Origin of the sequence: Anaerococcus urinomassiliensis (assembly GCF_900128425.1) — a bacterium.
Classification (GTDB): Bacteria; Bacillota; Clostridia; order Tissierellales; family Peptoniphilaceae; genus Anaerococcus; species Anaerococcus urinomassiliensis.
Genome location: NZ_LT635782.1, coordinates 319,597 through 334,069, shown reverse-complemented (window position 1 = coordinate 334,069; position 14,473 = coordinate 319,597). Strand labels below are relative to the sequence as shown.

Below are 14,473 nucleotides of genomic sequence, written 5' to 3'. Positions count from 1 at the left end.
CAGTTTTATGGGTACACATCAAAAAGGGGCATCTTTTTTTTGAACTAGCTAAAGCACATTATCTGTTATCGCCGATTGAAACTAAATCTTACTATTTATTTATGAATATTAAGATACAAAAAACTCGAGTTTTTACTCGAGTTTTTCTAGTCAGATAATTTGCGCAATATTATCTAATATAAGTTTTGAATTATTTTTTCTTTCTTGTTGCTACAATACCAGCCATTGAGATTGCTAGTGTTGATACAACAGATGTCATTTCACCTACGCCAGTTTTTGGGTTGTCAGATTTATTACCTGCTGGTTTTTTGTTTTCAGGTTTTTTATCTTCTTCTGGCTTTTTATCTTCTTCAGGTTTTTTACCTTCTTCTGGCTTTTTGTCGTCTTCAGGTTTCTTATCATCTTCTGGTTTTTTGTCATCTGGATTTTCATCATCAGATGGTTTTTTGTCATCGATATTCTTTTCATTTTCTATTAATGTATCTTGAATATCTTTTGTTATTTTGTTTAATTTATCAGTTAAGTCTTTTGCTTCTTTTTCTTTGTCACTTACATCATCTTTATTATCATCTGATGGCACCGTTTCTTCATCTTCTGCTGTACCTGTTACATTGTGATAAACATGAGTAACATTGCCAGCATCATCAGATTCCGTTCTTAGGTAAACATAACCAGGAATATCTTTTACTGGTTGTTCTCCCATTTCGCTTGGTTCTATTTCCATATCAACTAGGTCTACATATTCTGTTACAGGAGTATCCCCATCTGCATAAGAAACATTTGCTGATTTAACAGTATATGCTCCACCAAATACTAATCCAGCAGATAGTGCTACTGCTAAGATTTTGCTATTTTTCATAACTTTCTCCTTTAATCTATTAATATAATAGTATATCTGACTACTATAATTATATTCCCTTTGTAATCATTTTGCAATGATTATGTAGGAATTTTGTGTATTATTTTGTCTAATTCTTTGCTTATCTAAAAGTCCTTACATATGTGCTGCTTCTTCTAGCCATTTTTTATCTTCTGGATCTGCAGAGTATCTCTTCCTTTTGTCGAGACTTGCCATTGCTTTCATATCTTCACCTGTAAGTTCAAAGTCGAAGATATCAATATTTTCTATTATTCTTTCTTTATGAGATGATTTGGCAAGGACCATGACTTTACGGCTGATATTCCATTTTAGTATGATTTGAGCTGGACTTTTACCATATTTTTTTGCAAGATTTTTGATTACTTCTTCTTCAAATATATTCGACTTGCCTTGGGTAAGTGGACTCCAAGCCTGGTGGAGGATATTATTTTCTTTTAGGAAGTTGTGAGTGTCCACATCTTGCAAATGAGGATGGCTTTCTAGTTGATCAAGAACAGGAGCCGGATCTTCTTTTAAAAGTTCTGTCATTTGATTAATAGAGAAGTTACATACACCTATTGACTTGATAAGGCCTTGGTCTTTATAATCATTGAAAACTTCCCAAGTTTCCTTATAGCCCTCTCCATACCAGTGAATGAGTGCAACATCAATATAGTCAACCTTTAAATCTTTTAGGGAGTCGTCCAAGGACTTTTTGGTCGCATCATAACCAAAAGCACTTGGCCAAACCTTGGTTGCTATTTGGTATTCTGATCTTTTCTTGCCAGACTCTTTAAGGTATTTGCCTAGAATATCCTCGTTATGGTAGTATTTTGCTGTATCAAAATAAGTATATCCGGCCTCAAGTGCTGATTCTATTGTATGGTCCATGTCTTTTTCTTCAGTAATTTTAAATGTTCCAAGTCCAATAGCAGGAACTTCTATCCCATCGTTTAGTTTAAAATACTTCATTGTTGCCTCCTTTATTAAAACGCTTTATTTATGTATAATCATACTATGAAAACAGTATTAATAACAGGGTCTTCTAGGGGGATTGGTGCTGCAATTGCTAGAAGACTTAACGATAATTACAATATAATAATAAACTATAAAAACAGCAAGGATAAAGCTTTTGAGCTTTTGTATGAACTTAGGGAAACAAATCCAAATGTGATTGCCATAAAGGCTGACGTATCGAATGAAGATGATGTCAATATGATGTTTGATGTAGGCGAAAAAAATTTTGGTCACGTTGATATACTGATCAATAATGCAGGTATCTCCCACTTTTCTCTGATTCAGGACATAGAGTTTGAGACATGGAAGGATGTAATAAATACAAACTTGAACTCAGTTTTCTTAAATAGCAAAAGAGCCATACCAAATATGATAAAAAACCAATACGGAGTAATTATTAATATGAGCTCTATATGGGGTGATTTTGGGGCGAGCATGGAGGCCCTATACTCAACATCAAAGGGAGGAATCAATACGTTCACAAAAGCTTTGGCAAAAGAACTAGCGCCATCAGGCATCAGAGTAAATGCCATAGCCCCAGGTATGGTAGAAACAGATATGATGAGAAATGACTTCACAGATGAGGAGATTGAAGAGTTAAAAAAGGAAGTATCATCAAACAGATTTGCTAGGCCCGAAGAAATAGCTGGATTGGTGAAATATCTGATATCAGATGAGGCTTCCTATATAACTGGAGATATTATTCATATTAATGGTGGCTTTTATTAAAAACCACTCATAAGAATTAGGAAAATTAGCTATATGGCTTATGGGAATTGGGGATAGAGATTTAGGAGATTCTAAAGGCCTAATTTCTATCCCTAGAGACTATAAAGCCTATCAATAGATTGTATTTGATATAAATTTATCTTATTATACATTAAAATCTTTCAATACCTTTCTTATGAACATAAGCCTACAGCCATGTTCCAAGTTAATATTTATCTTATTTGTTCCAATTCCCCCATATTATACCAATAAATAAATGATTCCTTTACCTCTTTTTTTAGAGCCTCTTCAATAGCCTTTTTGTAAACTCTAAGCTGATCATCATAAAATCCGCTTCTTTTGATAGCATCTGTTTTAAAGTCCAAAAGAATGGCATAATCCTCAAATTCAAATATCAAATCTATCTGCCCATTGACATAATAGTCTTCATATTTCATCAAAAAAGATTCTTCTTTTCTTAGATTTTTAGCCTTTTGATAGAGATTTTTTATATTTGGATGTGCGTAATAACTAAGTATTTTCTCCTTATCAACTACTTTTAATTCTTCAGATCTGATTTTCCTTTCTTTTATAAGCTTATCAAAACTCTTTTCTAAACTATCCATATCATATTCTTTATATTCCAAAGCTTGGAAAACTTTGTGAATGATAGTTCCTATGTCAGTTGGCTTTAAGTCTCTAATTTCTGTGATAAAGTTTGGCTTTCTAAATTCTCCATATTCCTTAAAGCGATCATAGGCTGGCAATTCGTATCCATCTTCTTCTGGGTTGAAGTTTTTGGTAATTTCTGTTACTGATTTTTTGATGGATTCCTGTGTATCTGCTAGGTTTTTGTAGGGATTTTCATAAATTTCTAACATTTTCTGATAGATTTTCTCATTTACTTTTTGATCTTCTAGTATATCTTTTATATCAACCATGTGAAAACTTTTATATTCTTTTTCTTCTTTTACTAGATCAAGCCTTGCTATGGATGCCAGCTCATTTGATACATAGTTCCCATCATTTATTTCGCTTGCTATTTTGTCAGTAGACAGTATCGAAATTATCCAATCAATGTATGAAGTCATATTGAGAAAATCATTCCTGCCAATGTATTTGCCAAGCTTATCTATATCTTTCTCCCCCACTATAATTAATTTATTTATAGGTCTGGTAAGAGCAACATAGAGAACTCTGATCTCTTCTTTTCTATTTTCTATAGTTGTTTTCTCGTTTATAATATCTCTTCTTATAGATGAAAGCTTGACCTTATTTTCATAATCTGCCACATTGATTCCTATACCAAGATCATCGTCAAAGGATATATTGGATCGAAGATGGTTGATATTAAATCTTTTTGCCGTATCAGCCAAGATTACCACTGGGAATTCCAAACCCTTGGATTTGTGAATGGTCATTATCCTAACTAGGTTTTCATTTTCTGATAAATCTCTTACTGCATTTAGATTATCAGTTTGGTAAAGACTTAGATTTTCTGCATAGTCTAGGAAGCCAAATAGACCGTCGTCGTTATTTTCTTCATACTCACCCATTAAATCTATGAAGGCCTCTACATTGGCGATTCTGTCATTTGCCCTATCTCTAGCCATTAGATAATTGTAATAGCCAGAGTTTTCAAAGATGAAATTTCCAAATTCGTATAGGCTCATTAGAGAAAGTCTATAATTATAGGTCGTCATTTCCGTTTTGAAATCTATGATTTTATTTAAAATATCTCCCTTGATAGCATAATCGTCAAAAGCTTTGGCAAAACTTGTTGCATCTGTATTTAGTCTAATTTGAGCTAAGTCATCTTCGCTAAATTCATATATCTCACTTTGAAGAACCGATAGAAGTGCAAGCTCGTCCTTCGGATTAGCTATTAAATGTAAGATATTTTTGAAAAATGTTACCTCAACAGCTCCAAAGGAAACTTTTGATATATCATTAAAAAATGGGATTTCCGCATCCTTAAAGGCATTTTCGTAGATGTAGGACTTAGCTCCTGACCTTAGAAGTATTGCTATGTCCTTGTATTCGTAGCCTTCATCTAATAAATCTTTGATGGTTTCTGCTATATGATTTGCCTCATCTATCCCCTTATCTATGATGTGAATCTCTGCTTTGGGACTAGGATAGTCAAAGCTTTGGGTTGGGTTTAAACTATGACCACCGTTTTTGTAATCTATGCCCGAGGAATCTTTTGTCATCAGTCTTTCAAAGATAAAGTTGTCAAATTTTAGTATATCTGAGTCTGTTCTAAAGTTTTCATTTAGGTTTATCCTCATGGATTTATTACTAGATTTCTCATATTGGTCAAGTTTATCTAAAAATAAATCTGGCCTTGCCCTACGAAATCCGTAGATTGACTGCTTGACATCACCTACAAAAAACAAATTGTCCTCTGTCTTTAACTTTTCAATTATATAGTTTTGGATTTCGTTGGAATCCTGGTACTCATCAAAAAATATATAGGTAAATCTATCTTTGATAACAGCTAGTGCCTCTTCATTTTCCAGTAATTTTATGAAGTAAGCTTCCATATCGTTAAAGTCAAGGTAAGACTTCTCATTCTTTTTTGCCTGGTATTTTCCCATAAAAGATTTACATAGCTTTGCTAACTCTTTTAGAATACCTAGTTCTCTTTTTGAAAAATCTTCAATTATAGAAGAATTTGTGTTAAGGACCAAAGAAGATACGGTCTTAATATCCTTCTTGTAGGCATCTCTATTTTTCTTTAATATGGTCTGGATGTCCTTTTCGTCTTTTCTTGCACGGACCATGGTTGGAAAATTGACCTTTGATATCTTCTCAATAAAAAGATCCCAGTCCTTAAATGCAAGTGCGCTAAGATTTCTAACTATATCCAAGTCACTTGCAAATAGATTTGCATACTCTTCTCTAAGTCCGGCATTTTCTACTATTTGATTGGTATCTAGAATTGATTTTTCTATGTCAGATAATTTTTTCTCTATAATTTCTATGAAAATATTAAAATCAAAGGAATTTTCAGTCTTGGATCCCAACCAAGCTATAGGGTCAATTTGTGAAGTTGATTTTTCGTAAGTTTGAAGAACAACACTTTTTGCATTTCGGTCGTTTCTAGAAGTTGAGAAGTTGTGGATAAACTTATGAAACTCCTCTCTTCCTTTTTCATATTCCTCATCAAAAACTTCGTCTATGGCTGATTCTTTGAGTAATACATTGGTAGATTCACTTACTACCTTAAAACTTGGTGATAAATTGTCAAAAAAATAAAAATACTCTCTGAGCATATCTGATGCAAAAGAGTGCATAGTTTGGATGTGAGCATGTTTTATAAGTTTGACTTGATTTTTTATAAATTTATTTGATGGGTCATTTTCAAGAAGTTTCTCTAAAGCAAGTCTTATCCTATCTTTCATCTCTATAGATGCCTTGTTTGTGAAGGTTACAATTACCATTTTGTCTATGTCGATGTAATCGTTTATAAGTAAATCTATGACTCTATCAACTAGGACCCTAGTTTTACCAGAACCTGCTGCAGCTGATACTATTATATTCTTATCACGCTCCTTTATAGCCATTAGCTGGTTATCTGTATACTTAATATCAGCCATCAGTCTTCCTCCTCACTTCTCAAATCTTCTAGTTTCTTATCCTTATCAAAATCCCTATACTTGTCACTATCAATTGACTCATCAAACTTGCATATTCCCTTATAATCACAATATTGACATTCATTTGTTGTCTCAGAGTATCTGATTGGATTAATCTTTATATTTCCAATTTTTATCTCTTTGATATATTTGCTGACCAGATTTTTGACAAATTTATCTAATAAGATTTTCTCATCATTTTCTAAAATATCGGTGTTTTTCCTGTCTATTACATCTATATTTTTTATATCAGTATAGTTTTTATCAATGAGCTTAAATACTTCTTCGTTCAATTTGATGATTAGACCATTCATTTTAAACTTATCTTGGTAGATTTTTGATATAATTTCTTTGTCATAGGCTTTGTCAAGCTTGACCAATTCATCCGATAAGGGCATATAAAAAGATCCTATAGGCTTAATATCTTCGTTTTTGATATTAGCACTCATCATATATACTAACAGCTGTAGGTCCAGGCCATTTAAGACATTTACCAACTTAAATACCTTATTACCAGTCTTGTAATCTATAATTCTTAAAAAATCATCAGCCTGGTCAATCCTATCAATCCTTCCTCTAAGATAATTCTCCTCATCAACATAAATTGGAGGAAAGTCTCCATCCTTGCCATAGCCAAAATCAACTTCCACATCTGAAACCCTAAATTCGCCTGATTTTAATTGGTTGATAATCTCCTTAGAATTGGCCTCGGTATTTTTTAATATATTATTTACTATAAAAACATTTCTAGGGTCGGCTTTTCTTGCTTTATCCATTATATTGTTTATGGAGTCCTCAAAATTTTTTCTAAGTTGGTCTTCAAATTCATCATAATCTATGGAATAAAGATCAGTATTGATGAGTGTCTTTGAGATATCCTCCAAAGAATTATGGACAAGGGTTCCTAGTTCCCTGGCATCGACATCATAATTTTCATCATAATCAGGCCTTAGGCCAAAGTTTACAAAATATCTATATGGGCACCTAGAATAAGTTTCAATTTCTGTGATATTGAAATGATTCTTGCTATAGAGTTTTTGAGCAGTGTCTAAATGCAATGATGCCTTATCATTAGTGTGAAATAATCCCTTAATTAATAGATCATATGAACCATAGTTTTTTATATAGGCATTATAAGTTTTTGTAAAATCAAGGCCAGAAATGTTTTCTCCTCGCCTAATCTTCCACAAGTTATCCATGGCATATTTTTGGCTAAGTTCCTTGGAGTAAATAAGGTCAGTTTCTTCTAGACTAGTAAGGTCGTTGATTTTTAACTTAGGAAAAACATTTAGTATACCATTTAAAACTGGGGATTTGTTTATCCCAGCTCCACTTTTATCGCTTAGGGCAAATGATAAGTAAATCTTATCGGACTTTTCAAACATCTTATAGAGATTTAGCTTTTCTTTTTCTTCTAGATCTTCTTCATAGATTTTCAAATCCAAATTAATAGCTTGAAGTTTTTCTTTCTCCTCCTTGCCCATGATAAAATCACCAGCAGATTTAGATGGGAAAAATGTATCGTTAAGGCCTAGGGCAAAATTTATCCTAGTATCTGCAATCCTTGGCGATTTGAAGCTTGATATGGTGACATGGTCCTTACTTGGTGGAATAATCCCAATTTCTATATCCTCTGCAACAGACTTTATGATATTATATATGCCTTTGATATCATTGTCCCTTTGACCCATCAAGGAATGTAATTCCTCTAATATAGCCATTAGCTTATCCCAAACCTGGGCATTTTCTTCATAATCATCCAAATCGTTCTCTTCTTTTAGGATGGTTTGGTAATTATTAATGTCTGCTATAAAATTTGGATGACTCATCATTTTATAAATTTCATCTACCAGGATACTTGTTTGTATCTTTTTTTTAGAAAGTGCAAAAAGTGGCTCTATAAGTGATATAAGATCATTTCTTATCTGATTTATCATTTCAAATTCTATGACCTTGGATGTAAGTTTGGCATCTTTCTTAGGATCGTTTTTATAATAATTTTCGTAAAAATCTCTATCCATTTCAAAATATATATCATCCCAAAACATAGAGCCTTTTATATTTCTATTTTTAATATAGTTTTGAAATACGATTACTTTTTCTTCAGAATTCTCGCCAAAATCATATATATTTGACCTTAAGAAAAAGTTCAAATCGTGCTCATTAAAGCCAAATACAAGCAAGCGAAGGATTGATAGGTAGGTTTTTACTATGTGATTATCAGAAAGCTTGTTGGTCCTATTTAAAAATATAGGGATATCATAACGATTAAATATCTTCTTAATCTCATTTTCGTATTCATTCTGATCGCTTATATAAAGTGATATGTCCTTATATCTCAAATTCTCTTCATGGATTAGTTTTCGGATAGTTAGTGCGATATTTTCCACTTCACTATGGCTTGAAGTAGACTCTAAAACATGGATATTTCTTGGGATTTTCCCATAAGGTTTTCTGTTATATTTTTCATAATTAATGCAAAGATGGTTGATATCTTCATTTTTATTGATTGGGGCATCTAAGATAATTTCTTTTGTAGGACTCATTTCATTTATCCTATGATAAAACTTGATGGCCATATCATAAATTTCAACATCTTTTGCCATAGGATTATTGATATAGGTCATATCCAAGGTTAGGTTGATGGTTATCTTACAGCCTAATCCTAAAAGAGCATTTATAAAGTCCATTTTTATATCGGAAACATAGTCGAATTTATCAAAATAAAAATTTGTATCTTTTAAAAATTCTGCTTGGCTTAGTTTCTCACTAACCTGACTTAGCTTATCTTCACTATCTACAAACTTTCCATCTATCTCTTTTTGATATGCATCATAAATCAGCTTTAGTTCTCTAAACTTTAGCTTTAAAACTTCATCAGAAAGGTCGCTGTCAATACTATCAAAAAACTCCTGGTCAAAATCATTGTCCTTTATAGTTGTAATCAAACTTTCTATGTCTTCTACGAAATCTGCATTGAGGTAATTATTTTTAAACAGAATTAGATCATCATTTAGGTCCCTCAAAATATTACTTAGGATCATAATTTTGCCTGATTTTGATAAATTTTCTCCACCAATTCCCCCAATTCTATCTAGTATAAATCTAGATAGTGAGGAAAATGATAAGACTTTGGTATCCATAACTGTTGAATAGCTTATATTTTCCATCAAATTAATATCTGTTTGTAGGGTGTATTGTTCCGGAACAATTAGGAAACTTTTTTGTTTGTTTGCTATATCTTCTTCTATTTTTTTGTAAATATATTTGGAATTTGCACTTGGTGATTTCGATATGATTAAATTTATCATGGTTTAACCTCTATAAAACTTCCTTCATCACTGGTGTAAGTGACAATGATTTTTGCATCTATAGCATCCTTTAGTTCGCCCACATGGGAAATTAGCCCTATGAACTTATTCTCATAGGATAGTTTTTCAATTTGTTCTATGACCTTATTAAGATAATCTTCTGATAGAGTTCCAAATCCTTCGTCAATAAATAGAGTATCAATCTTGATTCCTCCGTTTTCAGCTGCAATCTCATCTGATAGCCCAAGTGCCAAGGAAAGAGATGCCAAGAAAGACTCTCCACCGGATAGAGTTGATGCCGGTCTTTTCTTACCAGTATTTGCATCTAAGATTTCTATATCCAGACCTTGTTTCATCCTCAAATCATCTCCATAGGACTTTCTTATTAGTGAAAATTGTCCATGACTCATGGCATAAAGCCTCTTATTGGCATAAGCTAGGACCCTATCAAAGTAATAGGTTAGGACAAAGGTCTCAAAGTCGATTTTTTCCCTACCAGCAACTTTGGCAAAAGAACCATCTGCTATTTTTGCAAGTCCTTGAAGTATTTGAGACTCAGAACTAATTTCTTCGTAGGATTTTTTTAAAGCTGATAAATTATCGTAAGAGCTCTTTACATTTGTCATTTTTATTTGTAAGTTAGATTTTTCTTCTCTTAAGTTTTTTAATCTTTGACTTACATCTTGAATTTCTTCTTCTACTTTGCTAATATCAACAGGTTCTTTTTCTTTAAATATCCTATAGTTTTCATATAGGGTATTAGTTTTTTCTAATTCTTTGAAGTAATTTTCAATCTCTTCTTTACTATCATAAATTACTTCGTAATCTTCCAGTGCCTTATTGTAGTCACTTTTATCCTTAAAATGTTCTAACAATTTATATTCGAATTCGTCAAAAAATTCTTCTTCCTCTTTTTTATATTGCGAAATCATATTTTGGGTGTTAGAAATATTTGTACTAATCTCAGCTTTTTTTGTTAGCAAATCGTTGTATGACCTACTAATGGTTGAAATTTCTTCTTCCAAATCTTTTATTTCAGTTTTAATCTTTTGAATTTTATTAGCAAGGTCAGCAAAGTCTAGATCTTCAAGCTTCTCCTTATTAGAAAGATAGGCTGCCTTTACTAATTCACCATCGCTTATAATCTTATCAAGAGATTCTATTTGACTTTTCAGTTCATTTGCTCTTGCACTTGCCTTAGATAATTCTTCTCTATCAATGGACTTCTTACTATTTATTTCTTCAAGCTTTTCGTTATTTGTATATATCTGATTATTTATTTGCTTGATATTTTCTTTAAGCTCTTCAAATAGGCCTAGGATATTAACATCATCTTCTATTTCTACTAGTGACTTAGAATAAATTTTGTTTTGTGACTCTAAGCTTGCTATCTTAGAATTTATGTCATAAAGAATATTATTAATTTGATCAATGTCTATCTCTATTGTAGGATGTTTTTCAAATTTATCCTCATGCCTATCCCCACAAACTGGACAAATTTTTGTATCATTAAGCTCATCAATAAATTTATTCATATCTATTAGTCTTTGGTTTTGGTAATAGTCATTGACCTTATTTTTTAGGTCGATTTTTTCCAAATGTAAATCTTCTAGAGATTTTTTATTTGCTAGAATTTTCTCGTTGATTTCAATATTTTTGTTTTTTAAAACTATCTTATCTTCTAGTATAGCCTTATAATTGTTAAGGTCCATCAGTCTTTCTTTTAGCCCATAGATATCATCCCTTAACTTAGCTTCCTCATCACTTTTAGTATTTATTAAATCATTTAATTTATCAATTTTGATAGATATCTGGTCTAAGCTTTTCTTCTTTTCTTTTAAAATATTTTCCTTTTCTCTGATTTTTTCATAAGATTTTTTGTTTGTCACAAATTTTTGGTAGCGATCTGATAAGCTTGTCAAATCATTTAATTCTATTATTAAAAAATTTACTTTTTCTTGATTTTCAGAAATATTGTCATAAGCGCTTTTTAGACCTTTAATTTTGCTGTCTATTTCTTCTAATGATTTGAAGTAAATTTGCAAATCTTCTTTGGACTTTTCCCCATCTAGGCGTACTTTCTTGTACCTATCCTCATAGATTTTAATACTTTTTGCAAAATCAGATTTATCTATTCTAATTTTCTTTTCTTTATAGACCTTTTCTTCTGATAAAAGCTTTATCCTATAATCATTTATCTCAAAATATTTTTCTATATTGGTATTTAGAGTCTTGGCCTTTTCTTTATCACTAATTAGTTGTTTTTCCTTAGCTTCCAGGGTATTTTCTCTATCATTAATATCATTAAAATCCTTAGTCAAGGCTTTGTTGAAGTCATCTATAGAATGTAAAATTTCACCAAAATCGTGGACCATTACATTGTCCCTGTCTACTTTTTCTGCAATGTATGGATATTGGTAAATTATTGTTTCAAGCCTTTCGTCTAATATCTCCATATCCTTTGATTTTAGTCTTGCCTGATCTTTGATTTTATCTTGAATTTTTTTGTATTCATAAGTTTTGAAAATATTGCCCAAAAGTTTAGTCCTATCATCTGATTTAGCTTGGAGAAATTCCTGGAACTCCCCTTGGGCAAGGAGCATAACCTTAGAAAATTGGTTTTTATCAAGTCCTACTATTTCTACTATCTTTTTATCAGTTATAGTCTTTTTTTCTGATATTATTTTCTTTTCACCAGTTAAATCATATAGAGTTGCCGATGGTTTGATATTTTGACCAGGCTTTGTTTTTTTGGCTGTTTGATTTGGTATCCTCTCTACTTGGTAATCCCTACCATCAACTTCAAAAACAAGATCTACATAAGTGTAGGGATCATCTTCGTTTAGAAAATCACTTCTCAAACTGTTCTGATCTATATCCCTTGCTACTTGTCCATAAAGAGCATAGGTTATGGCATCAAAAATACTGGTTTTGCCCGAACCAGTATCTCCCGCTATAAGAAAAATTTTCTTTTCATAAAGCTTAGTAAAATCAATTTCTATTTCATTTTTATAAGTTAAAAATCCTCGAACTTTTAGTTTTAGCGGTCTCATTCAATCACCTTTTTTAAAGCTTTGAGCTTATCATCTGTCATTTCTTCGTCCATCTTGAATTTATAAAATTCCTCAAACAATTCTATGGCAGTTTTGCCAGTAAGGTCTATGTCAAATTCGCTATCACTAGCAAATATCCCCTTGTTTTTGTAGGATATTTGGACAATATGAGGGAATTTTTCCTTTAATTTTGCCATAGCATTTTCTATAGTCGATTCATCTTCTAGTATTACTTTTATGTAATCATCACTTGGACTTTTCCTTATAACATCAGCAAATTTCCCACTAATAGTCCTAAAATCTCTTAGGGCCTTGATGTCTATGTCGTAAGTTTCTACCCTATCTTTAATATCTACCAGAGTTACAGATTTAGTTTTATTTTCCTCATCAAAGGAGTACTTCATAAAAGTTCCAGAATAGCGAATCTTAGGATCTATAACATAGTGCCTGTTGTGGAGATGGCCAAGGGCAACGTAATCAAATCTTTCGAAAAGATGGGCATCCATTGCATCAGACCCACCAATAGTAAGGGGTTTTTGCCCCTCAGTATAAAGATTATCATCTTCTATCGCAATATTATTAGCATAACAATGGCTAATTAGTACGTTTCTATCCTCGTATGCTAAGTCTTTTAGAACTTCCTTGTATAGATCAGTGAAATTTGTAATGTCTTTGTTAAAGATTATGCTGGCTTGATTTAGAGATATAAATGGTACAAGATGGAAATTAATCTTGCCGTACTCATCTTCAAATGTAAGCATTTCTTTCTTATATTCACCAGCAAGGTGGTAATTTTTAGCCTTATAAAATTTGCTATTGACGTCAAGTCTTTTGCCAGAATCATGGTTACCACTAACAGCTAGAATTGTTTTTTTCTTGTTAAATACAATGTCTTCGATAAAATCAGAATAAAGAGAAAGTGCCTCTACACTAGAAACTTGAGTATCAAATATATCCCCTGCTATCATAATAATGTCGACATTTTCCCTAGAAATTATGTCTAATATTTGGTCTAAGACGTATTTTTGATCTTCTATTAAAGAATAATTGCCTATATTTTTGCCCAGATGCAGGTCTGCTAAGTGAAGTAATTTCATTTTTTATCCCTTACAAAAACCCATCTGTCAGAAGTAGAATTATATGGGTCGTATTTGTAGCCATCTATTTCTATTGCTTTAATTTTTTCAGGATCTTCAATTTTTTGGCTAATAATTTCTTTTAACATTTTCCCACGCATTTGTTTCATCCAAGCCACAATTGATTTAAGCTTTCCTTCTCTCACATCCTTAAAATCTAATGAAATAAATCTATCCCCATCTTTCAGGTAATCAGTAATTGTCTTTGCGTATTCTACACTAGCAAGGTTTATTATTGTATCATTGTCTTTATAAGCTTCCTTGTAGATCAAATCTCCCCAAAATTCGTAAAGATTGATATCTTTATTGTCAAAATACAGCCTATAATCAGCGATTGCTGTGAGTGGTTTTAATATTCCATATAAGGGTGAGATTATGTAAAGATGATCGTTTAGATAATTTAGATCGTCAAAATCTTCTCTTTTAAACTGCTTAAAAACCAAACCGTCATAGGCAAAAATAGCTGGGTTTGTAAGCTTATCCAAATCCATTTCTTGGTAATCGTAGTAGGCTTTTTCTGTAAGCTTATCGTTTGTTCCGTGGAGATTGCCCATCTCATTCATAGTATATTTTTTGAGTTTATGTACTAAATATTGAGTTTTATCCTTAAATAGTAAGTCTTCTGTCGGTATATCTTTATTTTCTTTAAAACTTTTTGTTGGTGAAATAATTATTTTCATCAATATCCTCCGTCTATAAATATTATAACATAGAAAAAAGCAGGACTATTCCTGCTTCTTCTAAATAA

At 31.9% G+C, this 14,473-nt stretch carries 8 protein-coding genes; 1 reads left to right on the top strand and 7 read right to left on the bottom strand.

Annotated elements, in window-relative coordinates; all coding sequences use genetic code 11:
* Positions 1-190: 190 nt before the first annotated feature.
* Together BQ7474_RS02580 and BQ7474_RS02575 are read right to left on the bottom strand one after the other, a co-directional pair.
* Positions 191-859 carry a hypothetical protein gene (locus tag BQ7474_RS02580; protein WP_073997484.1) on the bottom strand — a complete coding sequence of 223 codons (669 nt, stop codon included), beginning with the start codon at positions 857-859 and terminating at the stop codon, positions 191-193.
* Between the two features lie 135 nt (positions 860-994).
* Positions 995-1,831 (bottom strand): aldo/keto reductase, encoded by an 837-nt coding sequence (locus BQ7474_RS02575; protein ID WP_073997483.1) that lies wholly within the window; start codon positions 1,829-1,831, stop codon positions 995-997.
* A 45-nt stretch (positions 1,832-1,876) separates the two neighbouring features.
* Here BQ7474_RS02575 and ymfI point away from each other — a divergent pair, with 45 nt between their 5' ends.
* Positions 1,877-2,605 carry an elongation factor P 5-aminopentanone reductase gene (gene ymfI, locus BQ7474_RS02570; RefSeq protein ID WP_073997482.1) on the top strand — a complete coding sequence of 243 codons (729 nt, stop codon included), beginning with the start codon at positions 1,877-1,879 and terminating at the stop codon, positions 2,603-2,605.
* A 212-nt stretch (positions 2,606-2,817) separates the two neighbouring features.
* Here ymfI and BQ7474_RS02565 read toward each other — a convergent pair whose 3' ends face one another.
* The 5 genes from BQ7474_RS02565 to BQ7474_RS02545 are packed head-to-tail and all read right to left on the bottom strand — an operon-like array spanning position 2,818 to position 14,405.
* Entirely contained in the window at positions 2,818-6,186 is a 3,369-nt protein-coding gene (locus BQ7474_RS02565; RefSeq protein ID WP_073997481.1) for a UvrD-helicase domain-containing protein, read from the bottom strand.
* Positions 6,186-9,536, bottom strand: coding sequence for a PD-(D/E)XK nuclease family protein (locus BQ7474_RS02560; RefSeq protein WP_073997480.1), 3,351 nt, complete (start codon positions 9,534-9,536; stop codon positions 6,186-6,188). The genes BQ7474_RS02565 and BQ7474_RS02560 overlap by 1 nt, the downstream gene beginning before the upstream one ends.
* Complete coding sequence (locus BQ7474_RS02555; RefSeq protein ID WP_073997479.1) at positions 9,533-12,589, bottom strand: AAA family ATPase; 3,057 nt, start codon at positions 12,587-12,589, stop codon at positions 9,533-9,535. The genes BQ7474_RS02560 and BQ7474_RS02555 overlap by 4 nt, the downstream gene beginning before the upstream one ends.
* Complete coding sequence (locus BQ7474_RS02550) at positions 12,586-13,686, bottom strand: exonuclease SbcCD subunit D (protein ID WP_073997478.1); 1,101 nt, start codon at positions 13,684-13,686, stop codon at positions 12,586-12,588. The genes BQ7474_RS02555 and BQ7474_RS02550 overlap by 4 nt, the downstream gene beginning before the upstream one ends.
* A complete protein-coding gene (locus BQ7474_RS02545; protein WP_073997477.1) occupies positions 13,683-14,405 on the bottom strand; it encodes a YaaA family protein in 723 nt (240 codons plus the stop codon). The genes BQ7474_RS02550 and BQ7474_RS02545 overlap by 4 nt, the downstream gene beginning before the upstream one ends.
* Positions 14,406-14,473: the final 68 nt, after the last annotated feature.